The following is a 24,138-nucleotide window of genomic DNA, read 5'->3' on the forward strand; positions in this document are numbered from 1 at the left end:
TTAACGTTCCATCAGCACCCGGGGAATGTACAGGGAAATATCAGGCCAGAAGATAAAGATAACCAGTCCGGCAATGAGAATTAAGATAAAGGGCAGCACACCCCTGACTACCTCTTCAACCCGCTGTTTAGCCATGGCTGAAACCACAAAGAGGTTCAGGCCCACCGGCGGGGTAATCATGGCCAGCTCCATATTCACCGTCATGACCACGGCAAACTGGATCAGATCTATGTTCAGCGCCTTGATGATGGGCAGCAGCAGGGGCAGGGTAATCAGGGTAATGGAAACGGCCTCCAGGAAAGTGCCCATGATGAAGAACATCAGGTTGGTGGCAAAAAAGAAGGCATAACGGTTCAGGTGGCTGTCGGCAATCCATTCGGCTATCTTATTGGGCACCTGTTCTGAGGTCAGGAACAGGCCGAAAACCATGGCAGCGGCAATAATCAGGTAGATCATTGAAGAGATATTGATGGCCTCCCGGAATACTTTACGAATGTCCGGCAGCTTTAACTCCCGGTAAATAAAAGCGGAAACGATGATGGTATAAAATACGGAAAGCACTGCTGCCTCAGTGGGGGTAACGATGCCCATGTAGATGCTGCCCAAAATAAAGAAGGGCAAAAAGGCACCGGGCAGGGCCTTGATGGTGGCCGTCCAGCGCTCCCGCCATGAGGCCGGTTCACCAGCACCGTAACCTTTAACTCGGGCATAAATGATGGCAAAGACAACCAGCATGCCGGCCAGGAAAAGACCGGGCAGCAGCCCGCCCATAAACAGCTTGCCTATGGATTCTTCCGACACGATGCCGTAAACCACCATGGTCACACTGGGCGGGATGAGAATACCCAGGGTACCCGAGGCGGCAATAAGGCCCATGGCGTAGCGCTTATCGTAACCCCCTTCAATCATTGCCGGAAGCATGATGGCACCGATGGCCGCAGCCGTAGCCGGGCTGGAACCGGAAATAGCGGCAAAGATGGCACAGGCCAGAATGGTAACCACCGACAGACCTCCAGGCAGGTGGCCGAACCAGCTGCGCAGGGCGGCAATGAGGTACCTGGCAATACCCCCGTGGGACATGAGCACTCCGGCAAAGACAAAGGCCGGAATGGCCATGAGAGGCGGGGATAAGAGGGAGGCAAACATGCGCTGGACGATCATGTACATGGTAAAGTCGGTGGTGGTAGCTAAAACGATTAGGGCAGCCACCGCCAGGCTGATGGCAACGGGCACGTTGATCAGGAAGAGTAGCACGAATATACAAAACAGCAACGCCGTCTCCATCGGCGGCACTCCTTTCCATATTCATTCTTTTTAGTCTGGGCGTCTACTCTGGGCAGCTAACCAGTCTTTTCCGCCATTTTTAAAATGAAATAAAAGTTTCTCTATAAAACGGACGGTAAACATTACCCCACTGACGGGCATAACCAGGTTGACAATCCATAAGGGAAACTGGCTGTCGGTTGAACGTTGCCCGGAAATGATGTAAGTATGTACCAGCTGGTACCCGTAAAAGGTGTAAAACAGGGCAAAACCCACCCCAATCAAATGGGCCAGAATACTCACCCGGTAGCGAATGCCCAGGGGCAGCAACCTGAAGACCATATCCACCTTAATGTGGTGGTCATTCCTCAAAGCTACGGCAATGCCGCATAACGTCCCCCATACCACAAAATAAACGGAAAACTCATCCAGGAGGGACTGGGGACGCCCCCAAATATAACGCAACAGGACGTTGACAAAGACCAGTGTCAGCCCGGTAAACAAAAGACCTCCAGTAAAGTAGTCCTCAAAGGCCGCATAAGCTTTCTTGAATCGCTCCACACTAAACCCCCCTCAAAAAGGCAGGTGAATGTCATATTTTTTCGCAATTTGGCGAAGCAAGGGGTAAAAAGGGGGACGGGCTGGTGAATCATACCGGGGCCCGCCCCCGGTGAAAAGCTATTTATTTAGTGTTCCGGGCCGCTTCAATGTACTCCTTACCGATCTTATCGGTATACTTGTCATACACCGGCTTCATGGCTTCGACAAAAGCCTTGCGGTCTTCCTCGGTCAGGGTATAGATTTGAAGCTTGCCGCTGTTCTTCAGGTTCTCAAAGCTTTTCTGGTTCAGTTCATCGGCCAGCTGGCGCTCAAAGTCGGTAGCCTCTTTCATGCATTCCACAAAGAGCTTCTTCTGTTCATCGGTCAGGCTGTTCCAGAAGGTGGTGTTGGTCAAAACCACGTAGTCAATACGACCATGGCCGGAGACGGTCATGTATTTCTGTACCTCGGCATACTTCTGGGTCTCTATGTTGTTGAAGGTGTTTTCCTGGCCGTCCACAGTCCCATTTTGCAGGGCCACATACACTTCACCAAAGGCCAGGGTCTGGGAACCGGCACCTAAAGCCTTAAACTGCTCATCCAGCACGCCGCCGCTCTGGGTCCGGAACTTTAAACCCTTGAAGTCTTCCGGCCTCTTTAAAGGCCGCTTGCTGTTGGTAAAGTGCTTGGAACCGTTGGGCCACCAGGCCAGGCCCAGCATGCCCTGGGGCTCCAGGGAACGCAGCAGCTTCTGGCCGTATTCCCCGTCGTAGAACTTGTAGGCAGCTTCATCGCTCTCAAACAAGAAGGGCATATCCACCAGCTGGAAGGCCGGGTTGAATCCCACCAGCTTGGTCGCCGAGGGAGCAATGAGCTGCACATTGTTGGCCCTCAAGGCCTCCAGCTCTTCCTTATCGCCGTAAAGCTGGGAGGAGGGGTAAACCTCTACCTTGAACTGGCCGTTGGACTTGCTCTCCAACAATTCTTTGAATTTTAAGGCCGCCTGTCCCTTGGGTGTGCTTTCAGCCACGACGTGGGAAAATTTGACCACAATGGGTTCCTTCTCCCCGGTCCCCTGGGAGCTCTTCTTTTCTCCGCCACAACCGGAAGCGGTAAGCGCCAGGCCCAGGGCTAAAAGACCCACCAGAAGGATTTGCCATACCTTTTTCATGTCATTCGACCCCCTTATGATTTTATCAGTCAGTCAACTTAAAAACTTCTGAATACTCAGTATGCCGGTTTCCCTATTATGTAAACAGCACATACCCCCCTTCAGGTCATTTAAAGGCCAATAACCACGGCCCTTCAGGAACCGGCGGCACGGGAGCCCTTTAAACGGAACGCTTCCTCCAGAAGCTCAGCACCGATAACCGGCCTGAATTGCTCGTAAAGGGGTTCCAGAGCCGCCTGCCACTCTGCCCTTTCTTCCGCGGTCAGGATGTGTACCTGGACCTTTCCCGACTCCTTAATTTGCCTGAAGTTTTTGTCATTTATGTGTGCCGCCTGCTCCCGTTCCCACCGGGTCACCTCGGCCATGGTCTCCTCGATAATTTCACGGATGTCCGGGGGCAATGAGTGCCAGAAGGTGGCGTTGATCAGCACCACGTAACCCATATAACCGTGATTGCTAACCGTCATATAGGGCTGTACCTGGTAAAAACGCTGGGAATAAATATTGGACATGGTGTTTTCCTGGCCGTCCACCTGATTTCCGGACAGGGCACCGTAAACATCGCTAAAAGGCATCTGGGTAGCATTTGCTCCCAGGCTACGGAACTGCTCTTCCAGCACCTGGCTGTTAATCATCACCCGGAAAGTTAAACCGGCAAAATCCCGGGGATGCACCAGGGGTCTTTTGCTGTTGGTTATCTGTTTAAATCCGTTATCCCAGAAGGCCAGGGGATGAATATTATGGGGTTCCAGGGTGGCAAAAAGCTTTTTGCCTATTTCCCCATCGAGCGCCCTGTGCACCTGTTCTTCGTTCTCAAAAAGATATGGTAAATCCAGCAACTGCCACTGGGGAGCCAGGCTGCTTAACTTGGATGTGGTAGGGGCAATGATCTGGACCGCACCTTTCTGCAGGGCGTCCAATTCCTCTCCATCCTTATAGAGTACGGAATTGGGAAAAACCTGTACTTCCACCCGCCCCCCGGTCCGCTCCTGCACCAACCGGGCAAACCGCCGGGCCGCCTGCCCTTTAGGGGTATCCTCGGCCACCACGTGGGAAAACTTGATTACAATCTTTTCCCGGGGATCTACCTGTTCCCCGTCGGGCCCCCGCCGGTCGCATCCCGTGGTGATCAAGACCACCGCCATAAAGAACAACAACCATTTCTTTGCCCAATCAAGCATGGCCGACCACTGCAACCTCCTTTACGGAGTGACCCCGGGAAGCAAATCCCAATTCAGTAATATGTTAATTGCTCCAGTTTTCTGACATCTTGCCTTAATTCTACCCCCTTTTACCATCAATCCGCAATATTGCGGCCATAAAGTTAATTTTGGTCTTTATGTTCAGCAGTTAAACTATCTTATATCTTTTGATGGGACGTCCCACTGAACCGTATTGCAATTCCACCGTCACCTTGCCCAGCTGGCTCAAATATTCTAAATACCGGCGGGCTGTCACCCTGGCCAGTCCCAGGGCGACGGCCACCTCCTCGGCCGACAGGGCCCCGCCGTCTTTAATGAGCAAAAGTAAAACCTGCTTTAAGGTTACCCCGTTTAAACCCTTGGGCATCTCTTCTGCCTCTTCATCAATAACCATTGGCACCCTTCCCCGGGCCAGCTGGTCGATATCATCCTGCTCCAGCCGGCCTTCTTTGTTTAAGCGGCTGTACAAAAGGGCGAAACCCTCCAGAGCACTCTTCAAACGGCTGAACTTGAAGGGTTTGATGATGTAATCCACCGCCCCGTAGCGGAAGGCGTTTTGAATCGTCTCCGCATCCTGGGCCGCCGTTACCAGCAATACATCGGTGGGCAACCCCAGGCGGCGAATCTCCTGCAGGGCGGCCAAGCCGCTCATATCCGGCAGGTAAACATCCAAAAGGGTCAGGGCGGGTTTTAACCGGGCCGCCAGCTGCACCGCTTCCTTTCCCGTACGGGCTACGCCCACCACCTTAAAACCGGGTACGGCATTGACGAAACCCCGGTTTACCTCCACCACCATGGGATCATCCTCGACAATCAGCACCTCAATGACGCTCACGATGTCACCCCCTGGATTGCCTTGCTCGAGGGTGTACTGCAAGGACTTTCCCCCGGAATACGCACTGTAATAGTGGTTCCCTCCCCTTCCCGGGAGTGTACGGTAATCTCTCCGCCGGCTGTATCGACATGCTTTTTCACCAGATACAGGCCAATCCCCCGCCCGGTTCCTTTGGTAGAAAACCCCTGTTCAAAGATCCGCTCCTGGAGATGGGACGGTATGCCCACTCCCCAGTCCCGCACAATCACCACCAGACCCCCCGAATCATCCCGCATCTCAAATGCCACCCGCCTGCGGGAGGGCTCCATCTCCCGCACCGCATCAAGGGCGTTTTCTAGAAGATTACCCAGCACCACCCCCAGGGCAGCAGCATCCATATGGGGCGGCAACCGGGACAGCCGGGAGGAGCGGTTGATATGGAGGTCCACCTTTAGCTCCCGGGCCCGGCTATATTTGCCCAGCAACAACCCGGCTATGCTGTAATCACAGATGTTCTTGGTCAGCAGGCGGGTAAGTTCCTGTTGTTCCTCAGTAACCGCAAAGATGTAATCCACCGCCTCCTGCACCCGGTTCAACTGGAGCAGACCGGCAATGGTGTGCAAACGGTTGAGATATTCGTGGTTTTGCACTCGCAGGGCCTCCACAAAGGATTTGACCCCGGTCAATTCCTCGGCCAGGTGATGCACCTCGGTGCGATCCCGAAAGGAAGCCAGGGCACCCACAACCTCCCCCTTCACCCGCACCGGCACCCGGTTAACAATAACGACCGTGTTTTTTAAAACCCGCTCCTGGTTAAACTCCGGTTGGCCCGTTTGCAACACCCGGGGTAAAAAACTATCCGGGAGCACTTCGGTAATGGACCGGCCCACCACCTCGTCATCCGTACCCAACAAACGTTTGGCTTCTTCGTTGATCACCGTAATGCGCATATCCCGGTCGATGGCAATAATACCCTCGCCCATGGCCTGGAGCATAGCCGTACGCTCTTCCAGGATGCGGGCAATCTCCTCGGGTTCCAGGGTAAACATAGCCCCCTTAATCCTGCTGGCCAGGTAGAGGGAACCCAGCAAACCGGCCAGCAAACCGATGGCCAGGGATGGGTAGAGCTGGGCCTGGATGGCCCGGAAGAGCTCGGCAAAGGTAGGGGTAATAATACCTACCACCACCACTCCCACCTGCCGCGTGCCTTCATCTACCTTGATGGGAGAAAAGGCACGGACGGCCGGACCCATCACCCCGGCGGTACGGGTAATATATTCCCGGCCGGACAGGGCCGGGTCCAGATCCCGATCGGAAAATTTGCCTCCGATGCGTTCCGCCACCGGATGGGAGTAACGCACCCGGTTCATATCCACCACGACAATGTACTCCACCCCGGTGGCCAGCCTGATTTTTTCAGCCACGGGCTGAATGATGCTGGCACCGCCGGGATGTCCCACATTATTCTGGATGGCCTCCATCTGGGCCAGGGTCCGGGCAATGGCCAAAGCACGCATGCCCATTTCCTCTTCCAGCAGGCGAGAAACCTTAACCCCCATGAGTATTACGGCCACTAAAATGGACAGCACCACCGAAACAAAGGATAAAATGGCCAACCTTATGCGCAGGGGCAAAAAACGCCGGTAAATGTCCAAAGCAGCCGCCTCTCCTTCAGAATATTAAGGCCATTGCGATTATTAACATAATTCGATACCCGGAAACCAAACCCTCCTCAATGCCAGGGAAAATGCTGGGTGACAGCAGGAGAAACCAGCGAGGGATAGAAAAATAGCTCTGGGCGGCTCCAAAACTTTAGGAAAGAAAGCCAATGGGAATAATAACCTAAAGAGGCTAAACAATCCCAAAGAAGGTCAATGATCCTCCCGGGCAGGCGTATAATTTTAAAGTAAACCCCTGGCCCGCGAGGTGATCACCTTTGGTGAAAATCAGGCTCTGGCAAAACCACAGCGAACAGAACGGAACTTTAGAAAATGAACGCCGAAACCTTCCTGTTTTTTCACCGGGGGGACAACCGGAAAAAAACCATGGTGGAGGTGAAGACCAGCGCCAGAAAAACGTCCGGGAAATTATGAAAGAACTGGACTCTTTGGTGGGTCTTGCGGGGGTAAAAAAGCTGGTGGGGGAAATCCACGCCTTTGTGGAAATCCAGCGCCGGCGGCAAAGGGAAAAGCTGGCCACCGAACCCCAGGTTTTGCACATGGTCTTTAAGGGCAATCCGGGGACGGGCAAAACCACCGTGGCCCGCATCATCGGCCGTCTCTTCAAAGAGGTAGGGGTGTTACCCAAGGGCCACCTGGTAGAAGTGGAAAGGGCAGACCTGGTGGGGGAATACATCGGCCACACGGCGCAAAAAACCAGGGATCAGATTAAAAAGGCCCTGGGAGGTATTCTCTTTATCGATGAAGCCTATTCCCTGGCCCGGGGCGGTGAAAAGGATTTTGGACGGGAAGCCATTGACGCCCTGGTCAAAGGAATGGAAGATCACAAGGACAATTTGATTCTTATCCTGGCCGGTTACCGCCAGGAGATGGAATGGTTTATGGAAAGCAATCCCGGCCTGCGCTCCCGGTTTCCCATCCACATCACCTTTCCCGATTACACCACCACGGAGCTTTTGGCCATAGCGGACCTGATGTTGAAAAAGCGCCAGTACCATTTGTCCCCGGGAGCCCGGGACGAACTGCGCCTCATTCTGGAGGAAACCCGTTCCCTTCACGTGCACAGCGGCAATGCCCGCCTGGTGCGCAATCTCATTGAACGGGCCATACGCCAGCAGGCGGTACGTTTGGTACGGAAGGGGCAGGTTAGCCGAGAGGAATTAATGACCATCACCCGGGAAGATATACTCCAGGCACACGAAAGCAGCCCGGGAATTTGACATAACACAGTCAAATGGATCAGAGCCGTCGCCCGGGAGCACTGGAAACGAACACCAAACACGTGTAGCCGGGGTCAATGCACCGCGGGCTGTGAATTGCGTGATAAAGCGTTGAAAGAATGCCATCTATACTACACAAAGGGGAGTCTTAGCTTGATTGCAACAGACTTAACCACGTTGGCGGCAGAAGTAGAAGAAGAAGTAAAGCCTTATTACCAGAAAGTAGAAGCGGTGGCACGCCAAAACCACGCCCGGGTACTGGACGCCTTTCACTACGCCCGGGTAAGCGATTATCATTTAAAGGGTTCTACCGGCTACGGCTACGGTGACCAGGGACGGGAAACCCTGGAAAAGGTGTACGCCCGGGCATTTCAAGCCGAGGCGGCCCTGGTGCGGGGGCAAATTGTCAGCGGCACCCATGCCATTGCCCTGTGCTTGTTTGGGATTTTACGTCCCGGAGACGAATTGCTGGCAGTAACGGGAGCACCCTATGATACCCTCCAGGAAATGATCGGCATTAGGGGCCATGCTCCGGGATCTTTAAAGGAAATGGGCGTTGCCTACCGGCAGGTGGAGCTATTGCCCGATGGCAGCCTTGACATGGTTGAAATTGCCCGGGCACTGAATCAACGCACCCGCATGGTAATGTTTCAACGTTCCCGGGGCTACAGTTTGCGCCCTTCCCTGAACCTGGACGAGATGGGCCGGGCCATCGCATGGATTAAGAAAAAACACCCCCACGTGGTAATCTTTGTGGACAACTGCTACGGTGAATTTGTCGAACCCCTGGAACCCCCGGCGGTAGGAGCGGACCTCGTAGCCGGATCGTTAATTAAAAACCCCGGCGGGGGCCTGGCTCCCGGCGGCGGTTACGTGGTGGGGAGGCAGCCTTACGTGGAAATGGCTGCTAGCCGCCTGACGGCGCCGGGCCTGGGCAGTGAAGTTGGACCCAGTCCCGACTACCAGCGCCTGCTCTTCCAGGGGCTCTTCCTGGCTCCCCATGTGGTAGCCGAAGCTTTAAAAGGGGCCATCTTTGCCGCCCGCCTCTTTGAACGGCTGGGTTTTAAAGTAGACCCCGCACCCGAGGAAGAACGCACCGACATTGTCCAGGCTATTCTTTTGGGCTCACCCGAAAGGGTTCTCGCTTTCTGCCGGGGATTGCAGCAGTCTTCTCCCGTGGATTCCCATGTGCGGCCTCAACCGGTGGACATGCCCGGCTATGGTGACGCGGTGGTCATGGCAGCCGGCACCTTTGTGCAGGGTTCCTCCATCGAGTTGAGCGCCGACGCGCCCATGCGTGAACCTTACGCGGTGTATATGCAGGGAGGCTTGTCCAAGGAATATGTCCGGTTGGCCGTGCTCGCGGCAGCCAGGGCGGTACTGGCGGGGGAACAGGAATGAACTTAAAACAGCTGGAAGCCTTTTTATGGGTAGCGGAACTGCAGAGCTTCACCCGGGCGGCCAAGCATCTTTACATGAGCCAGCCGGCAGTGAGCTTTCAAATAAAGTCGCTGGAGGAAAGCCTGGGTGCCACCCTTTTTTACCGGGGCGATAAAAAGGTGGAACTTACCGAAGCCGGACGCCTTCTCTACCCCGAAGCCCGGCAAATATTGCGCCATTTTCAAAAAATCAAAGCCGGACTGGATGAACTGAAGGGGCTTAAAAGGGGACATCTTTGCCTGGGAGCCAGCACCATTCCCGGTGAATACCTGCTGCCCCTGCTGATCGGCCGCTTTCGTCGGCATTACCCGGGAGTGGAGGTTACCCTGCGCATAGCCGGAAGCGGCCAGGTTATCCGCTGGGTACGGGAAAGGGAAATCGATCTGGGAGTCACCGGGGCACCTGTCAAAGAAGAAGGGCTGGAATGTTTGCCCTGGTATCGGGACCGGCTGGTGCTTATTGTGGGACCGGAACACCCCTGGGCGAACCGGAAAACGGTAAGTCCAGGTGAATTGCTGGACCAACCCCTGATCCTGAGGGAACCGGGCTCGGGCACTCGCCGCTCCCTGGAGGCAAAGTTGGCCCAGGCAGGCTACTCTCTGGAAGGGGCGCGGGTGGTGATGGAACTGGGTAGCACCCGGGCCGTAATTACGGCTGTACAGGCTGGCCTGGGGGTCAGCCTGGTTTCCGCCCTGGCCGCCGCCGAACCCCTGGCCCTGGGAAGGGTGTGCCAGGTGGCCCTGCAGAATATGGACCTGACCCGCTACCTTTACTTGATCCATGCGCCGGAATGGCCGGGGAGTTTCGCCGCCGGAGCCTTCTGGGACTTTATCAGACAGGAAGGACAGGCAGGTAAACAAAATGAATTAAGCAAAAAGGCCCCTCCAACGGAGAGACCGGCTCCTTGAATTTATTGTGTTTTTTGTTCGGAAAAGGAGGTACTCATGGGACGCATAGGGCTGACGGTGGAAATGGCGTGTTTATAAACCATCATTTGCTTGCCGTCACTTTCCAAAATGACGGTAAAATTGTCAAAGCCCCTGACCACTCCCTTTAGCTGGAAACCGTTGACCAGAAAGATGGTCACGGGAACATTTTCCTTGCGCACCTGATTTAAAAAGGCGTCCTGCAAATTTATTTGTGGCTTGCTCATTGGAAGGTCCCTCCGTCGGTAGTATTTTTTTCTAATTTGCTCTTCGACGTATTTAACAATACTCCTTCTGCCCGCCTCGTAATTTCTCGGGCGACTTCCGTTAAACTGGTATACTGCCCTACATTTACCCAGTTAATCCGCGGGTCCCGATTGAACCAGGTAAACTGCCTTTTGGCAAAACGCCTCGTGTTCCTTTTGAGCAAATGAACCGCTTCATCCATCGTGGACAGCCCCCGCAGGTAGGCGATAATTTCCTTGTATCCGAGACCCTGCATGGAGGTTAAGCGGGGACTGTACCCCCGGTCTAAAAGGCCCTGCACCTCTTCTACCAGACCCATCTCCATCATCTGATCCACCCGGGCTTCGATGCGCTGGTACAGCCGCTGCCGATCCATGGTCAGTCCAAGGATGAAAAAATTATAAGGAGGCTTTTCCCCTTCTTCCCGCAAGGCGCTTGACATGGGGCGCCCCGTGAGGTGATAAACTTCCAGGGCCCGGATCACTCGCTTTAAGTTGTTGGGATGAACCCGGGCCGCCGTCTCCGGGTCCACCTCGACCAGGCGCCGGTAAAGGGCTTGCGGCCCCTTTTCCTCTGCCTCCCTCATGAGCTTACGGCGAAAATCTTCATCTACGCCGGCACTGGTGAAATGGTAGGGTTCAATTACCGAGCGGACATAAAGCCCGGTACCCCCGACTAAAAGGGGTAGCTTGCCCCGCTCCCATATTTCACGGATATGTTGCCGGGCCTGCGCCTGGTAAAGGGCCACGCTGTAGGGCTCATCGGGTTCAATGATGTCAATCATATAGTGGGGAATGCCCCGCCGTTCTTCCATTGTTGGTTTGGCCGTGCCGATATCCATATAGCGGTAGACCAGCATGGAATCGGCGGAAACAATCTCTCCCCCCAATCTTAGGGCTACCTCTACCGAAACGGCGGTTTTACCCACGGCCGTAGGGCCAACCAGGACCAACAGGGGTATAGGTGTTTCCATCAACCCGTTCCCCCTCTTTTTTCGATGATCCCGTAAGCCACGGGGGAGGATTTGCCACCCTGGACCCGGGTAAAACCCAACCGGGCAAACTCACCGCTGTCCCGGGTTTCCTTCATCACCACCCGTCGCCGGGCCACCCTTACGGCTTCCTCTACAGCCTGAACTGAAAGGGGGGCGGGATTACCTACCAGGCGCACGGGGTTGATGGCCGCGGATTTTTCAAGAGGTTTGCGAAACATGGGATCAAAGTAAACCACATCAAAGCTTTCTGCGGCCAGCCCTTTTAAATAGGATAAATGATTGGCGCAAACCACCTCAATGCGGGCCATGGCTTCAATCAATTCCCGGGGGGCGTGGTCGCGATAGGTTTTAAGGCCGTGCTCCACAAGAACCGCGAGCACAGGGGACGACTCCACCCCTACCACCCGGCCCTGGTTACCCACCACAAAGGAAGCCACGGTGGCGTCCACCCCCAGGCCCAGGGTGCAGTCTAAAACCCAATCCCCCGGTTGTAAGCCCATGGCTTTAATCATCCAATCAGTTTTTCCAGCTTTTATTTCGCTTATACGCAACTTGGCCATGCTGGGGTGCAGAAAAAGCTCTTCACCATTATAGAAATAGGAAACCCGGCGGGCCGAGACCACCAGAACACCGGAAACTCCATATTTCTTAGCCAGAGCAGAAATGGAAAGGCCGGCACGGGGTACCAGGGGCACCCCCAGCCGCAAACTAAACCTGGTAGCCAGTTCCAACTCCGGGGTACCGGCCCGGTGGCCCGTGGTGACCACGCACACGGCCGACAAGAACACCACCTCCGCTTTAGCAGCGTTTAAAGCGCTGAGCCAGTTCATGGTGAGAAATATGGATAATGGTGGGCCTGCCGTGGGGACAGGTAAAAGGATTCCCGGCCGCCGCCAGCTGCTCCAAAAGGGACCTGGCCTCCGCCCCGGATAGTCCTTCCCCGGCCTTTACTGCCGCCCGGCAGGCAGCCTGAGCCGCCAGGTGATGCACCAGGTCCTCCCGGGATGGGGAGCGGCCGGGTTCATCCAGGTAACCAATTATGTCCCGCAAGTAGGATTCACCTTCTCCCGGGGGGAAATCCGGTGGTAGTCCCCGTACCACCACCGTATCCTGGCTGAAGAAATCCAGTATAAATCCCAGGGAAGCAAGGAATTCCCGGTGTGCTTCCAACAGACGGGCTTCCCGGTGGGTGAGAAAGACATTCACCGGCAGCGCAAGCATCTGGGAAGCTGCTCCCGGGCCGGCCAGTGCGGCCAGGTATTTTTCATAGAGAACCCGCTCGTGGGCGGCGTGCTGGTCAACGATATACAGTCCATCCGGTCCCGCGGCTAAAAGATAGGTGGGCATGAGCTGGCCCACATACTCTACCGCAGGGAAGGAGTGCCCGGTATGTTCATACACCGGCGCCGCTTCGGCCACGTAACCCTTCCTACCGGCCGGGGGGAGGCTGTGCGGCGGATGGTCTGGAAACAAAACCTGTTGTCTGCCGGCCTCCCGCGGGAAGAAACGGGGTACCCGTGGCAGGGGCTCCTCCCGCAAATCAGGCCCGTGCTCCCGCAGCACCGCTCCTGGAATGACCAGCCGGTTGCCCATCAGGGCCTTCCGGACGGCGCGGGTAACGGCCTCAGACACTTCCCTTTCCCGGGCCAGCCGGACCTCCAGTTTGGCCGGGTGAACATTGACATCCAGCAGTTCCGGAGCGACGGAAAGGGAAATCACCGCCACCGGGTAACGACCGGCCGGTAAAAGGGTGTGGTATGCCTCGCACACCGCCATGGTAACCAGGGGGCTGTACACGTACCGGCCGTTGATCAACACGGTGACTTGGCGGCGGTTGCTGCGGTGCAGGGTGGGCCGTCCGGTATACCCCCTTATCAGCAGCCAATCCCCGGAGCTCTCCTCTACCGGAAGCATTTCCCGGGCCAGCTCGGAACCATAGAAGGATGCAATGACGTCCAGCAGCTTGCCGGTCCCCGGCGAGGCAAAAACCTGCCGCCGGTTATGGGTAAACCGTATGGCCACCTCCGGACGGGCCAGGGCGAGGCGGAAAATATAGTCTCCCACCACACCCCCCTCGGTGCCGGGGGACTTCATATATTTTTTCCTGGCCGGAGTGTTATAGAAAAGGTTTTCCACGGTGACAATGGTCCCCGGAGCCAGGGCGGCGGGGCCGCTATTGATCACCTTGCCCCCTTCCACCTCCAGAAAAGTTCCCCGGTCGGCAGTGGCGGTGCGGGTCTTCAGGGTCAATTTGCTTACCGCGGCTATACTGGGCAGCGCCTCTCCCCTGAAGCCCAGGGTGGTGATCCGGGAAAGATCCGCCGGCCCGCGGATTTTGCTGGTAGCATGGCGTAAAAGGGCAAGCTGCGCGTCCTCCTCGTCCATGCCACAGCCGTTGTCCCGGACCACAATGCGGGTCAGGCCCCCCTGTTCAATCTCCACCGAGATGGTCGAAGCCCCGGCATCCAGGGAGTTCTCCACCAGTTCCTTGACCACCGAGGCCGGTCTTTCCACCACCTCACCGGCGGCAATCTGGTTGGCCGTAGTTTCATCCAGAATAACAATCTTCGGCAATTATTCCCCCACCTTTGGACCCTCGGAAACCCATTCCTGGCCCTTATCCCGGTCAAAGGCCAGGAATGTATCGGTGGATTTATCCTGCAGGTAGACAAACTGGTACTGCGCAAGCCCCCTGGCCTGTTCGTAGGCATCGTAAGCCTCTGTCTGACAGGCCCCACAGGCCGTAAAAGGTATGGACACGCAAAACACCCGGTTGGGGTGGCCGTAGCCATGATCGGCCCGGGAGTCAATGGTAATATAGCCGGGGCAGTTGGGACAGCGGCGTACCCTTTCAAGCTGTTCCTCTTCAATGTAGTCGGTGTCGTAGTAGATATGCTTTCGGCGCTGGAAAAAAGTTCCGGTGCCAAAAATTTTATCCAGATCAACCCGGTCCCTGTTTTCCCATACGTTCCGGAGCTGTTCTACCACCCGTTGTACCCTGGCTACCCGTTCCGGGTTTTCCGGCATCGTTCCGGGCCATTCGGGCTCCCGCACGTAAAAATAGTCATGGCCGGCCAGGGCCAGCAGGATGGCCAGGTTGACATAGGGCAGAGCCGTTTCAATGGCATACCCCCCCTCCAGCACCGCCAGGTGGGGGTTAAGCTTGCGGGTGAACTCGGCGTAGCCCCTGGCCGTAAAACGCATGCTGCCCAGGGGATCGGTAAAATGGTTGTCCTGCCCCGCGGAGTTGATAATAAATTCCGGTTTAAAGTCTTCTAAGATCGGTAAAATCAAATTATCTACCACATAATGAAAGGTCTCATCGCCCAGTCCCGGGGGCAGGGGAATATTAATGGTGCGGGCATAGGCCCCGGGACCGCCCAGTTCATTGGGAAATCCCGTTCCGGGGTAAATGGTACGCCCGTCCTGGTGAAAAGAGATAAACAGGACATCGGGATCGTGATAGAAGATGTCCTGGGTGCCATCCCCGTGATGTACGTCCGAGTCGACAATGGCAATGCGCTTAATACCATGGTGGCGGCGCAGGTATTCCACTAGAATGGCCTCATTATTGATATTACAAAAACCCCGGTTGCCGTGGACCACCCGCATGGCATGGTGCCCCGGGGGACGCACCAGGGCAAAACCGTTTTTTAATTCTCCATGCACAATGGCATCGGCCAGCAGGGTGGCCGAACCGGCGGCAATAAGATGGGCCTCGGTAACCTGGCTTTGCACCCGGGGAACACAGAAGTGTACCCGGGCAATGTCGTGGATGGTGGCCAGGCGGGGGGCGTACTCCTCTATTTCGGGCAGATCCAGAACCCCTTCTTCAAAGATCTGATCCCGGGTGTATAAAAGACGTTCTTCCCGTTCCGGGTGGGTGGGCGAAATGGCCCAGTCAAAGGCCGGGAAAAATACCAGGCCGGTTTTATTATTTTTCATTCACTGGTCCCCCCCGCTCCCACGTGGTACAAAATCCCCCGCCGGGTCTGTACGGTGACATCAATTAAGCGACCAACCGTCACCCAGTCCCGCACCATGTTGAAGACTTCCCGCCTGGTAACCTCCAACCCTTCCACGCAGTCTTCCAGCCCGTGACGGGCGGCCCGCTTGCACAGCCATTCTTTGGCCAGTTCTAAAGCCTTTTCCTCATTGAAGGAACGTTCGGTGATCTTTCCCTGGTAGCCCTCCTCCTGGATGATATATATACCCTGCTCCGTGTCGGCCCTTAAGGTTACCTGCAGGGTAGGCCGGGCCACTGCCGCTCCGATGGCGTTGGCCACCGGGGCGTAGGGCGGGATCACCGGGTAACACCCCAAACGGGCAGCAATCTGGGAAACAAAACCGGCCGCCCCACCGCCCACACCCACCACGGTACTGGGGCGTACTTTCTTCTTCTGCAGCACTTCCCAAACCCGGTAAGCCGGTTCCTGCTCCCAGCGGCTAAACATGGCTTCAATTTCCCGGGTAATGGTTTCAATTACCCGGGTGGTCACCCGGCTGGCCACTTCGGCAACGGAAAGCCCTAAAGGTGCGCCCAGCATCTGCATGGCTTCCCGGGCCCGGTCGACATCCCCAAGCCTGGTTAACCCCAGCACCCTCAAGGCATCGGTGGGTGTGGGCAAAGGACCACCCAGGCAGTAGGGAGCTCCCAGGCGCTCGGAATAAATGATAATGTCCTTCCCTACCCGTTCGACAACGCTGTCGCCTCCCACGGGCACCGATTTCACCGCCAGCGCCCGTACGTGAGTGAGCATGTCATCCACCCGGGCTCCCCGGGAGGCTAAAAGGGGTTGGCCGCTCAAGATCAGGGCCAGGTCGGTGGTGGTACCACCGATATCCACCACCACCGCCGTTTCCCCCGGCGGCGTCAACGCCTGCACTCCCAACGTACTGGCCGCCGGCCCGCTAAAAATGGTTTCCACGGGCACCTCCAGGGAACTTTCCAGGGGCAGGGTACCGCCGTCGGCCTTGAGAATAAAAATGGCACCCTTTATTCCCCGCTGCGAGATGGCCTCCTGGACGGAACGAACAAAAAACTGGTACTTTTCCCGGGTGGCACAGGTGAGATAAGTGGAAACCACCCGGCGGGGAAAGTTCAATTGTCCGGCTACCTGGTGACCCAGTTCCACATGCCAGTCGGGGTAGTTCCATAGTACGCGGGCGGCCACTTCCTTTTCATGACGGTGGTTGCGGCACGAAAATTTACCCACTACAGCCACCTTACGATAACCCCTGGCTGCCAGTTCTGCGGCAGCCTGGTCCACCTCGGTCAAGCGCAGCGGAATAATCTCCCGCCCCCGGTAGTCAATGGCTCCCTGGATGATATGCGTGTCGGTAGGGAAACGGTACAGGCTGGGGCTTAAGCCGGGCCCGGGCATAAGGATCAAGCCCACGGGATCGTATTTCTTTTCCGCAATCAAATTTGTGATCACGGTGGTGCTGAAGACCACCCGCTCCACCAGTTCCCCCTCTACTCCTTTCATAATCTCGTCCAGGGCTTCCAGAAGGGAGGATAACAGGTCCTCCCGGGTAGGTACCTTGGCCATGGCCCGGACCAGCCCTCGATCCAGGAGAACCGCATCAGTACAGGTGCCTCCGACATCTATGCCTATATACACGGGAAGGTTTCACCCCCTACCGAAATCTCTTTTCCAAGGAATGACCACTCTAACTACCGTGGCCGGCGACCCGCCTTACACCCTGTTTTAAACTCCGCTGCCAGGCGGCAAGGGTATTCAGGGCCTCCAGGGGGGTCATTTGCCACAGATCCAGTTTCACCAGTTCATCCAGGATAGGATGTTTGGGAACCGCAGTTTTCTCCTCCCTGTGAGCCGGCAGGTCCCTTGGCGCCGAACTTACAGCTCCCCTGTCCCGGCGGTACTCCAGCTCGTGGAGTATTTCTTCGGCCCTTTGCAGGATTTCCCCGGGCAAGCCCGCCAGGCGGGCCACCTGGATGCCGTAACTGCGGTCTGCCCGCCCGGGACGTACCCGGCGCAGGAAAACCACGTCTTCTCCCCTTTCCTCCACGGCAACGGTAAAGTTTTTTACCCCGGGCAAGACATCCAGTTCAGTCAATTCGTGATAATGAGTGGAAAAGAGGGTTCGGGCACCGATGCGGCGCACGATGTATTCCACCAGTGCCCGGGCAATGCTGATGCCGTCGTAGGTGCTGGTACCCCGCCCCACCTCATCCATGATGATCAAGCTCCGGGGCGTGGCCGCACTGACAATTACCTGGCATTCGCTCATCTCCACCATGAAGGTGCTTTGCCCCGCAGCCAGGTCGTCGCTGGCCCCCACCCGGGTAAAAATGCGGTCCACAATGCCTATTTCCCCGGAAGCAGCGGGAATAAAGCTACCCACCTGAGCCATTAATACCAGCAGGGCCACCTGGCGCATATAGGTGCTCTTCCCCGCCATATTGGGTCCGGTAAGCAGGATCAGGCGGGTATCGCCCCCCAGATCCACGTCGTTGGGCACAAATTCCCCCGGCTCAAGCACCTGCTCCACTACCGGGTGACGCCCTTCCCGGATGGTAATGCGGGAACCGTCGTTTACCTCGGGACGGACATAATTTCCCTTCACCGCTGCCTCGGCCAGGGAAAGAAGGGCATCGGTGCGGGCTACCGCCCCCGCTGCCTGTTGAATGCGCCTCACCTGGGCAGCCACTTTTTCCCTTATTTCGGTAAATAAGCGGTATTCCAGCTGAACAAGCCTTTCTTCTGCTCCCAGGATTTGTTCTTCCAGTTCCTTTAGCTCCGGGGTAATAAAACGCTCCGCCCCGGCCAGGGTCTGCTTGCGTATGTAGTCGGCGGGCACAAGATCAAGGTTGGGGCGGGTTACTTCCAGGTAATAACCAAACACCTTATTAAAGCCTACCTTCAAGGAGCGGATACCGGTACGCTCCTTTTCCCGGGCTTCCAGCTGGGCCAGCCAGTTTTTACCCTCCCGGCTGGCCTGGCGCAGGCGGTCCACCTCGGGATGATATCCCTCCCGGATGATACCACCTTCCCTGGAACCGGCAGGGGGATCGGCGTCAATAGCTTCATCTAAGAGCTGGACAACATCTTCCAGGCAGTCCAGATCTCCGGCAATCTCCTGCCAGAGGGGAGCTTTTTTATTGCATAGCACCTTTTTTACCTTTGGCAAAACGGCCAGGGAGTTTTTCAAGGCAAGCAAATCCCGGGGGCCGGCGGTGCCGTAGACTACCCGGGAGGATAACCTTTCCAAATCGTAGATGGTCTTTAAAAGGTGTTGCAGTTCCTGGCGGGCAAGACTATCACTGACCAGTTCCTCCACCGCATCCTGCCGGGCACGAATGGCCTGGACATCCAGCAGGGGGCGCTCCAGCCAGGACTTCAATAAACGCCCGCCCATGGCCGTGACCGTGTGGTCCAGCACCCAGAGAAGGGTACCCCAACGGGAGCCATCCCTTAAGGAACTGGTTAACTCCAGATTGCGCCGGGTGACCCCGTCCAGGTGCATGTACTGGCTCCCACTGTATATTTCTACCCGGTTGATCTGGCCCAGTTCCCGCTTCTGGGTGGCCTTAAGGTAATTCAGCATTCCCCCGGCACAAAGGATGGCCAGGGGCAGGCCGCTTAAACCGGAGCGGGTCCAACCCGTTCCCAACTGTTCCTGTAAGCTCCGGACCGCCTCCCCCCGCTCGAAGGCGGCGGGACTCCAGAAGGAAGTAACCGCTTTGGGCAGCCGGGACTTGACAGCCCCGGCCAACTCCCGGTAAAGGGGTATATTGGGCAGGAGAACCTCGGCCGGTTCCAGGCGGATTAGTTCATCCAGCAGGGCATCCCGGCCGTCTATCTGGGTAACCATGAACAGGCCCGTGGTTACGTCCACCACGGCCAGACCGTAAGCATTGCCTTTTTCAACTACAGCGGCCAGGAAATTATGTTTTCTTTCCTCCAGGCATTCCATGATCGTGCCGGGGGTAACCACCCGGGTCACTTCCCGCCGCACGATCCCCCTGGCATCGGCCGGGTCCTCGACCTGGTCGCAAATGGCCACCTTGTACCCCCGTTCAATTAAACGGGCAATATAGGTGTCCGCCGCATGATAGGGCACCCCGCACATGGGCACCCGGCCGGCTGCCCCGGCGTCCCTCCCGGTAAGGGTAATTTCCAGTTCCCGCGAGGCTACCAGGGCATCATCAAAAAACATTTCGTAAAAATCCCCGAGACGAAAAAAGAGTATAGCGTCTTGATAATTCTGTTTAATCTGCAAATACTGTTTCAGCATGGGGGTGTAAGACACCAATAATCCCCTCCTGGGCACCATTATAACACAAAGAACTGCCAGGCAAAAGGAAAACCCGGTTCCGATGTCCAGGCTCCGAAGCCATGATGAAAATAAGTTTGCGCCCGGGCCCCAAATAAGATATAATACGAGGAGTAACGGGAAGGGATCAGGTATGAAGGAAAGAATACCCACCTATGAAGTAATAACCTTTGGGTGCCAGATGAATGACCATGACTCTGAGGTAATAGCCGGCATGCTGGAATCCCTGGGTTACGAACCAGCCGCCAGCACCGGTGAGGCCGATGTAATACTGGTAAACACCTGCTGCGTGCGGGAAACGGCCGAAAACAAGATCTACGGCCTTTTGGGGCGCCTGGCTCACTTAAAGGATAAAAAGGGCGACCTGATCATTGGCATAGCTGGATGCATGACCCAGCAGCCGGGAGTAGCCCGCAAAATCAAAAACCGTTTTCCCCAGGTGGATCTCATCCTGGGTACCCACAACTTACACCGCCTGCCCGAACTCCTTTTACAGGCCCGGGAATGCCGGGAAAGGGTGATGGAGGTATGGGATCAGGCCGGAGAGATCGTGGAAAACCTGCCTATCCGCCGGGCCTCCAGGGTGAAGGCCTGGGTAAACATTACCTACGGCTGCAATAACTTTTGCACCTACTGTATTGTACCCTACGTGCGCGGGCGGGAGCGCAGCCGCCGGCCGGAAGACATTCTTAACGAGATTCGCCAGCTGGTACAGGAAGGCTACCGGGAAGTCACCCTTTTAGGGCAGAATGTGAATTCTTACGGTAAGGATTTGCCCGGGCCGACCAGTTTTGCCCGCCTGCTAGCAGAAGTGGATCAAATTCCGGGTCTTTGGCGTATTCGTTTTACCACCTCCCATCCCCGGGATTTTACCCAGGAACTGATTGATACCATTGCCCGCTGTCCCCACGTATGCGAACATATCCATCTGCCCGTGCAGGCAGGCAGCAACCGTATCTTGAAGCTGATGAACCGGGGTTACGACCGGGACTATTACCTGGACCTGGTGGAGCGCATTCGCCGGGCTATACCCGGCGTGGCCATAACCACTGATATCATGGTAGGGTTCCCGGGGGAAACGGAAGAGGATTTTGCTCAGACCATGGATCTGGTGGAAAGGGTGCGCTTTGACGGCGCCTTTACCTTTGTATATAACCCCCGGCCGGGCACCCCGGCGGCGCGCCTCCCCGAACAGGTACCCGACGGAATAAAAAGCGAAAGGATCCAAAAGCTCATTGAAAGACAAAACGAAATCACCCTGGCCCATAACCAGGCCCTCGTTGGCCGGGTGGAGCAGATTCTGGTGGAAGGCGAAAGCAAAACCAACCCCGAAATGATGAGCGGCCGCACCAGGACCAACCGACTGGTGATTTTCCCCGGCTCCAGGGACCTCGCCGGGCAACTAGTGAATGTGACTGTTACCGGAGCCCGCCTCACCCACCTGGAAGGCAAATTGGCGGCGACGGTATGATCAATATTTCCCTGGATGGGAGGTGATTGATGTGTCTGTAATCGCAAAGGCCCGGGAACTGGGAGAAGAAATTGCCCGCTCCCAGGAGTTGGCGGCCATGATCCAGGCCCAGCAGGCTATGCTGCAGGACCCTGCCGCCAAGCAAATCATCGATGAATTTCATCAAAAGCAGCGGTTCCTGCAAATGATCCAGACCCAGGGCCTGGAACTTACGGAAAGCCAGAAGGCCGATGTGGAAGATCTGGAAAAGCGCATGATGGATAACCCGTTGATTACGGAATTTTTCCGTGCTCAACACAACTTCGAACAGTTACTGGAAGAAATCAACCAGATCATTAGCGATGCCATTTCCGGCGGCCAGCATTCCTGTTCCGATGAAAGCTGCAGTTGCTGCTGCGGCTGTGAGGTCTAGTTATAACTGCTGGCGCACCTGCAAGCGGCGGTAGCGGTTAATAGCGGCAGCAATTTCCTGCACCCGGGGGCGGGCATAATCCCCCGGGTGCAGGCCTTTAAAGGGAGATACAACATCCAGGCCCTCTCTATCTATATCCGCCAGCACCGCCAGGACTACTTCCCTCAAGGTTCGTTCTCCGTTAACGTAGTGTTTAGCCGCATACTTGATGATCTCAGCTATGGCCCGCAATTGAGCGGGGTCCACCAGTTGCTCCACATCCTGCAGGTCAATATCCATGTGGCCGTAGACAATTTCATCTGTACCCCGCGCTTTTACCTTGGCCCGTCCCTCGAGGATAAATGAGGCAGGCAAAGGGATACGGGGGGTAATCCGGTTAAAAGTACCAACAGCCTCTACCCGGCGCTCATCACGGTGGCGCAAAGCAATCTCCCTGGCCTGCCGGGTTACATCCAGGGGGATGTAGTTTTGCATCATAATGACCCGGTCGGCCACCGCAAAGTAATCCCCCGATCCGCCCACCACCAGGACGGTGGAAACCCCCAGGTGCTCGTAAAGCTGGCGCACCCTGTCGATAAAGGGGGTGATGGGTTCGAATTCCTTGGCCACCAGTTCCTGCATGCGGCCATCCCGGATCATAAAGTTGGTGGCACTGGTATCCTCGTCAAGAAGCAACAAACGGGTCCCCACTTCCAGGGCCTCCACGATGTTGGCCGCCTGCGAAGTGCTGCCACTGGCGTTTTCCGTGGAAAAAGCCCGGGTATCCTGGCCATGGGGTAAATTGTTTATAAAAGCGCTGATATCCACCTTTTCCACGCTGCGGCCGTCCTCGGCCCGGATTTTCACCGCGTCATCCACGGTAATCACCAGTTCCCGCCCGTCTCCGGGGATATGGTTGTAAACTCCTCGTTCCAGGGCCCGCAAAAGGGTGGATTTGCCGTGGTAGCCTCCTCCCACAATGAGGGTGACCCCCCGGGGAACGCCCATGCCAGTCACCGTACCGCGATTGGGCAGCTCAAAGGAAACCTCCAGTTCCGGCGGGGATTGAAAGGGAATTACCCGCCCCGGGGTTAAAGGAAGGTCGCTTACACCGCTTTCCCTGGGCAGGATGGCCCCGTTGGCCACAAAGGCCACCAGGCCCCGTTCATCCAGCTGGGCCCTTAAAAATTCCTGGTCTTCCACCAGTTCCACCTGTTGTTTTAAGGCCGCTGCGTCAAGACTTTTATAAAACAGGGATTCGTTGACGATGGCCGGAATCTCTTCAAAGAAGATGCGCACTGCTTCCCGGCCGGTAATGGTACGCCCCCGGGCAGGCAGACCAACGTTAAAACGGATCTCTACATACTCTTTATTAACAACTGCCCCGGTACGCTCGAGAATTTCCTGGCCGCAGTGGCCTATAGTGATCAGGCCGCTTTTACCGGTACCCCGGTGCCCCCGGGCATGGCGGCTGATTGCCCGGCCAAACTGTCGCATCAGGTAGTCCTCCAGGGCAATTCTCCGGGGGGTGGTGGCATACAGTTCGGAAGGAAAACTGGCCAAACGCTGGTCCACCCGCACCCGCAGGCGGCTGGGGGGTGCGAAGGGATCGCTTTGTACGTGATCAATAAAGAGAGTGTAACGGCCAAAGGAATAGCTGCCGCCAATGGACTTATAGGCACCGTAACCACGGCCATCTATGCCCAGCAGGCGGGAACGCAGTGTTTCCTGGTTGGACAAGCAAAACACCTCTTTGTGTAAAATACAAAATACTAAGGGGAAACGCCGAGGAACGCCCCCTGAAAGGAAGCAAAATCCACAACAAAGGGCCACCGGTGTGGCCCTGAAACAAGGCAAAACCCGCGGCCTATAAAACCCGGCCCAGGTTGAGCAATAACCACAGGCGGTCGCCTTTTTTTATTACCCCCCGGAGGAACTCCATGTTGTCTCCCGCCACCGCCGGCGGTTCCATTTCATCGGCGTTGTATCGACCTACCTCCAGAACGTTATCAACAATCATACCCACTTTTTGTCCTTCATACTCCACCACAATGATCCGGGTGGCATCGGTGTAATCCCGCACAGGCAGGTCCAGGCGCCTGTTCAGGTTTATTACCGGCACGATACTACCCCTGAGGTTGATGATACCCTCAACGTAACTTTTAGTGTTGGGCACCCGGGTAATATCGGTCATGCGAATAATCTCCTGGGTTTCCTGGATGGGCAGGGCATATTGTTGATCGTTTAACTGGAAGATTACCACTTGTTGCTCATCGCCCATAATTGACTCCCCTTCCTAAATTGCTATCAAACAAATTAGCCTTAGAACGGCATGGCCCCACGCCGTTTTCGCACTACAGGCTAAGGAAGGTTTTGACGAAAAGGGAAGAAATTCCTGCCTGTGCCTGCGACAAATTTCTAAATAAAAGTCGCTCCTTTCGGGTTTATCGCCGCCAGGTTATGTATGGGGCATTGTTGCT

At 56.1% G+C, this 24,138-nt stretch carries 20 protein-coding genes; 5 read left to right on the plus strand and 15 right to left on the minus strand.

The window, feature by feature from the left end; all coding sequences use genetic code 11:
* From G7K71_RS00960 to G7K71_RS00985, 6 genes are all read right to left on the minus strand, one after another.
* Positions 1 to 1,284 carry a TRAP transporter large permease gene (locus tag G7K71_RS00960; protein WP_166342852.1) on the minus strand — a complete coding sequence of 428 codons (1,284 nt, stop codon included), beginning with the start codon at positions 1,282 to 1,284 and terminating at the stop codon, positions 1 to 3.
* Positions 1,285 to 1,314: 30 nt separating this feature from the next.
* Positions 1,315 to 1,824, minus strand: coding sequence for a TRAP transporter small permease (locus G7K71_RS00965; protein WP_166342854.1), 510 nt, complete (start codon positions 1,822 to 1,824; stop codon positions 1,315 to 1,317).
* A 121-nt stretch (positions 1,825 to 1,945) separates the two neighbouring features.
* Positions 1,946 to 2,974 carry a TRAP transporter substrate-binding protein gene (locus G7K71_RS00970; protein WP_166342856.1) on the minus strand — a complete coding sequence of 343 codons (1,029 nt, stop codon included), beginning with the start codon at positions 2,972 to 2,974 and terminating at the stop codon, positions 1,946 to 1,948.
* Between the two features lie 134 nt (positions 2,975 to 3,108).
* Complete coding sequence (locus G7K71_RS00975; protein WP_166344950.1) at positions 3,109 to 4,155, minus strand: TRAP transporter substrate-binding protein; 1,047 nt, start codon at positions 4,153 to 4,155, stop codon at positions 3,109 to 3,111.
* Positions 4,156 to 4,324: 169 nt separating this feature from the next.
* Positions 4,325 to 5,011 (minus strand): response regulator, encoded by a 687-nt coding sequence (locus tag G7K71_RS00980; protein WP_166342858.1) that lies wholly within the window; start codon positions 5,009 to 5,011, stop codon positions 4,325 to 4,327.
* Positions 5,008 to 6,645: a sensor histidine kinase gene (locus G7K71_RS00985; protein ID WP_166342860.1), complete on the minus strand. Its 1,638-nt coding sequence runs from the start codon at positions 6,643 to 6,645 to the stop codon at positions 5,008 to 5,010. Before G7K71_RS00985 ends, G7K71_RS00980 begins: the two co-directional genes overlap by 4 nt.
* A gap of 281 nt (positions 6,646 to 6,926) precedes the next feature.
* On the opposite strand from G7K71_RS00985, the gene spoVK reads away from it, so the two are divergent.
* The 3 genes from spoVK (at position 6,927) to G7K71_RS01000 (ending at position 10,237) form a co-directional block, all read left to right on the plus strand.
* Positions 6,927 to 7,889, plus strand: coding sequence for a stage V sporulation protein K (gene spoVK / locus G7K71_RS00990; RefSeq protein WP_166342862.1), 963 nt, complete (start codon positions 6,927 to 6,929; stop codon positions 7,887 to 7,889).
* A 153-nt stretch (positions 7,890 to 8,042) separates the two neighbouring features.
* The gene (locus G7K71_RS00995) at positions 8,043 to 9,290 is read left to right on the plus strand and encodes a methionine gamma-lyase family protein (protein WP_166342864.1); all 1,248 of its coding nucleotides are present in this window, start codon (positions 8,043 to 8,045) and stop codon (positions 9,288 to 9,290) included.
* Positions 9,287 to 10,237 (plus strand): selenium metabolism-associated LysR family transcriptional regulator, encoded by a 951-nt coding sequence (locus G7K71_RS01000; RefSeq protein WP_166342866.1) that lies wholly within the window; start codon positions 9,287 to 9,289, stop codon positions 10,235 to 10,237. Before G7K71_RS00995 ends, G7K71_RS01000 begins: the two co-directional genes overlap by 4 nt.
* A 2-nt stretch (positions 10,238 to 10,239) precedes the next feature.
* Here the strand turns inward: G7K71_RS01000 and hfq are convergent, their stop codons facing one another.
* The 7 genes from hfq to mutS are packed head-to-tail and all read right to left on the minus strand — an operon-like array spanning position 10,240 to position 19,757.
* Positions 10,240 to 10,482 carry an RNA chaperone Hfq gene (gene hfq, locus G7K71_RS01005; protein WP_072867138.1) on the minus strand — a complete coding sequence of 81 codons (243 nt, stop codon included), beginning with the start codon at positions 10,480 to 10,482 and terminating at the stop codon, positions 10,240 to 10,242.
* A complete protein-coding gene (gene miaA, locus G7K71_RS01010; protein ID WP_166344953.1) occupies positions 10,479 to 11,474 on the minus strand; it encodes a tRNA (adenosine(37)-N6)-dimethylallyltransferase MiaA in 996 nt (331 codons plus the stop codon). The genes hfq and miaA overlap by 4 nt, the downstream gene beginning before the upstream one ends.
* Positions 11,474 to 12,268: a class I SAM-dependent methyltransferase gene (locus G7K71_RS01015; protein WP_313884919.1), complete on the minus strand. Its 795-nt coding sequence runs from the start codon at positions 12,266 to 12,268 to the stop codon at positions 11,474 to 11,476. Before G7K71_RS01015 ends, miaA begins: the two co-directional genes overlap by 1 nt.
* Positions 12,269 to 12,293: 25 nt before the next feature.
* The gene (gene mutL / locus G7K71_RS01020) at positions 12,294 to 14,069 is read right to left on the minus strand and encodes a DNA mismatch repair endonuclease MutL (RefSeq protein WP_166342870.1); all 1,776 of its coding nucleotides are present in this window, start codon (positions 14,067 to 14,069) and stop codon (positions 12,294 to 12,296) included.
* Positions 14,070 to 15,440: a histone deacetylase gene (locus G7K71_RS01025; protein WP_166342872.1), complete on the minus strand. Its 1,371-nt coding sequence runs from the start codon at positions 15,438 to 15,440 to the stop codon at positions 14,070 to 14,072.
* Positions 15,437 to 17,119: a hydantoinase/oxoprolinase family protein gene (locus G7K71_RS01030; protein WP_013822429.1), complete on the minus strand. Its 1,683-nt coding sequence runs from the start codon at positions 17,117 to 17,119 to the stop codon at positions 15,437 to 15,439. The genes G7K71_RS01025 and G7K71_RS01030 overlap by 4 nt, the downstream gene beginning before the upstream one ends.
* 49 nt (positions 17,120 to 17,168) lie before the next feature.
* Positions 17,169 to 19,757 (minus strand): DNA mismatch repair protein MutS, encoded by a 2,589-nt coding sequence (gene mutS / locus G7K71_RS01035; protein WP_166344956.1) that lies wholly within the window; start codon positions 19,755 to 19,757, stop codon positions 17,169 to 17,171.
* A 172-nt stretch (positions 19,758 to 19,929) separates the two neighbouring features.
* On the opposite strand from mutS, the gene miaB reads away from it, so the two are divergent.
* Together miaB and G7K71_RS01045 are read left to right on the plus strand one after the other, a co-directional pair.
* The gene (gene miaB / locus G7K71_RS01040) at positions 19,930 to 21,267 is read left to right on the plus strand and encodes a tRNA (N6-isopentenyl adenosine(37)-C2)-methylthiotransferase MiaB (RefSeq protein WP_166342874.1); all 1,338 of its coding nucleotides are present in this window, start codon (positions 19,930 to 19,932) and stop codon (positions 21,265 to 21,267) included.
* Positions 21,268 to 21,298: 31 nt separating this feature from the next.
* On the plus strand, positions 21,299 to 21,679 hold the full coding sequence (locus G7K71_RS01045; protein WP_013822426.1) for a YlbF family regulator: 381 nt from the start codon (positions 21,299 to 21,301) through the stop codon (positions 21,677 to 21,679).
* On the opposite strand, the gene G7K71_RS01050 is transcribed toward G7K71_RS01045, so the two are convergent.
* Together G7K71_RS01050 and G7K71_RS01055 are read right to left on the minus strand one after the other, a co-directional pair.
* A complete protein-coding gene (locus G7K71_RS01050) occupies positions 21,680 to 23,398 on the minus strand; it encodes an ABC-ATPase domain-containing protein (protein WP_166342876.1) in 1,719 nt (572 codons plus the stop codon).
* Between the two features lie 127 nt (positions 23,399 to 23,525).
* On the minus strand, positions 23,526 to 23,939 hold the full coding sequence (locus G7K71_RS01055; RefSeq protein WP_013822424.1) for a chemotaxis protein CheW: 414 nt from the start codon (positions 23,937 to 23,939) through the stop codon (positions 23,526 to 23,528).
* Positions 23,940 to 24,138: the final 199 nt, after the last annotated feature.

The organism is Desulfofundulus sp. TPOSR (assembly GCF_011393055.1).
In the GTDB taxonomy this organism is placed as follows: Bacteria; Bacillota; Desulfotomaculia; order Desulfotomaculales; family Desulfovirgulaceae; genus Desulfofundulus; species Desulfofundulus kuznetsovii.

Excerpts from the sequence above, each read along its gene's own strand:
- hfq (WP_072867138.1), bottom strand. The coding sequence starts at position 10,482 with ATGAGCAAGCCACAAATAAATTTGCAGGACGCCTTTTTAAATCAGGTG.
- mutS (WP_166344956.1), bottom strand. The coding sequence starts at position 19,757 with ATGCTGAAACAGTATTTGCAGATTAAACAGAATTATCAAGACGCTATA.
- G7K71_RS01000 (WP_166342866.1), top strand. The coding sequence starts at position 9,287 with ATGAACTTAAAACAGCTGGAAGCCTTTTTATGGGTAGCGGAACTGCAG.
- G7K71_RS00960 (WP_166342852.1), bottom strand. The coding sequence starts at position 1,284 with ATGGAGACGGCGTTGCTGTTTTGTATATTCGTGCTACTCTTCCTGATC.
- miaB (WP_166342874.1), top strand. The coding sequence starts at position 19,930 with ATGAAGGAAAGAATACCCACCTATGAAGTAATAACCTTTGGGTGCCAG.
- G7K71_RS01055 (WP_013822424.1), bottom strand. The coding sequence starts at position 23,939 with ATGGGCGATGAGCAACAAGTGGTAATCTTCCAGTTAAACGATCAACAA.
- G7K71_RS01025 (WP_166342872.1), bottom strand. The coding sequence starts at position 15,440 with ATGAAAAATAATAAAACCGGCCTGGTATTTTTCCCGGCCTTTGACTGG.
- G7K71_RS00970 (WP_166342856.1), bottom strand. The coding sequence starts at position 2,974 with ATGAAAAAGGTATGGCAAATCCTTCTGGTGGGTCTTTTAGCCCTGGGC.
- G7K71_RS00975 (WP_166344950.1), bottom strand. The coding sequence starts at position 4,155 with ATGCTTGATTGGGCAAAGAAATGGTTGTTGTTCTTTATGGCGGTGGTC.
- miaA (WP_166344953.1), bottom strand. The coding sequence starts at position 11,474 with ATGGAAACACCTATACCCCTGTTGGTCCTGGTTGGCCCTACGGCCGTG.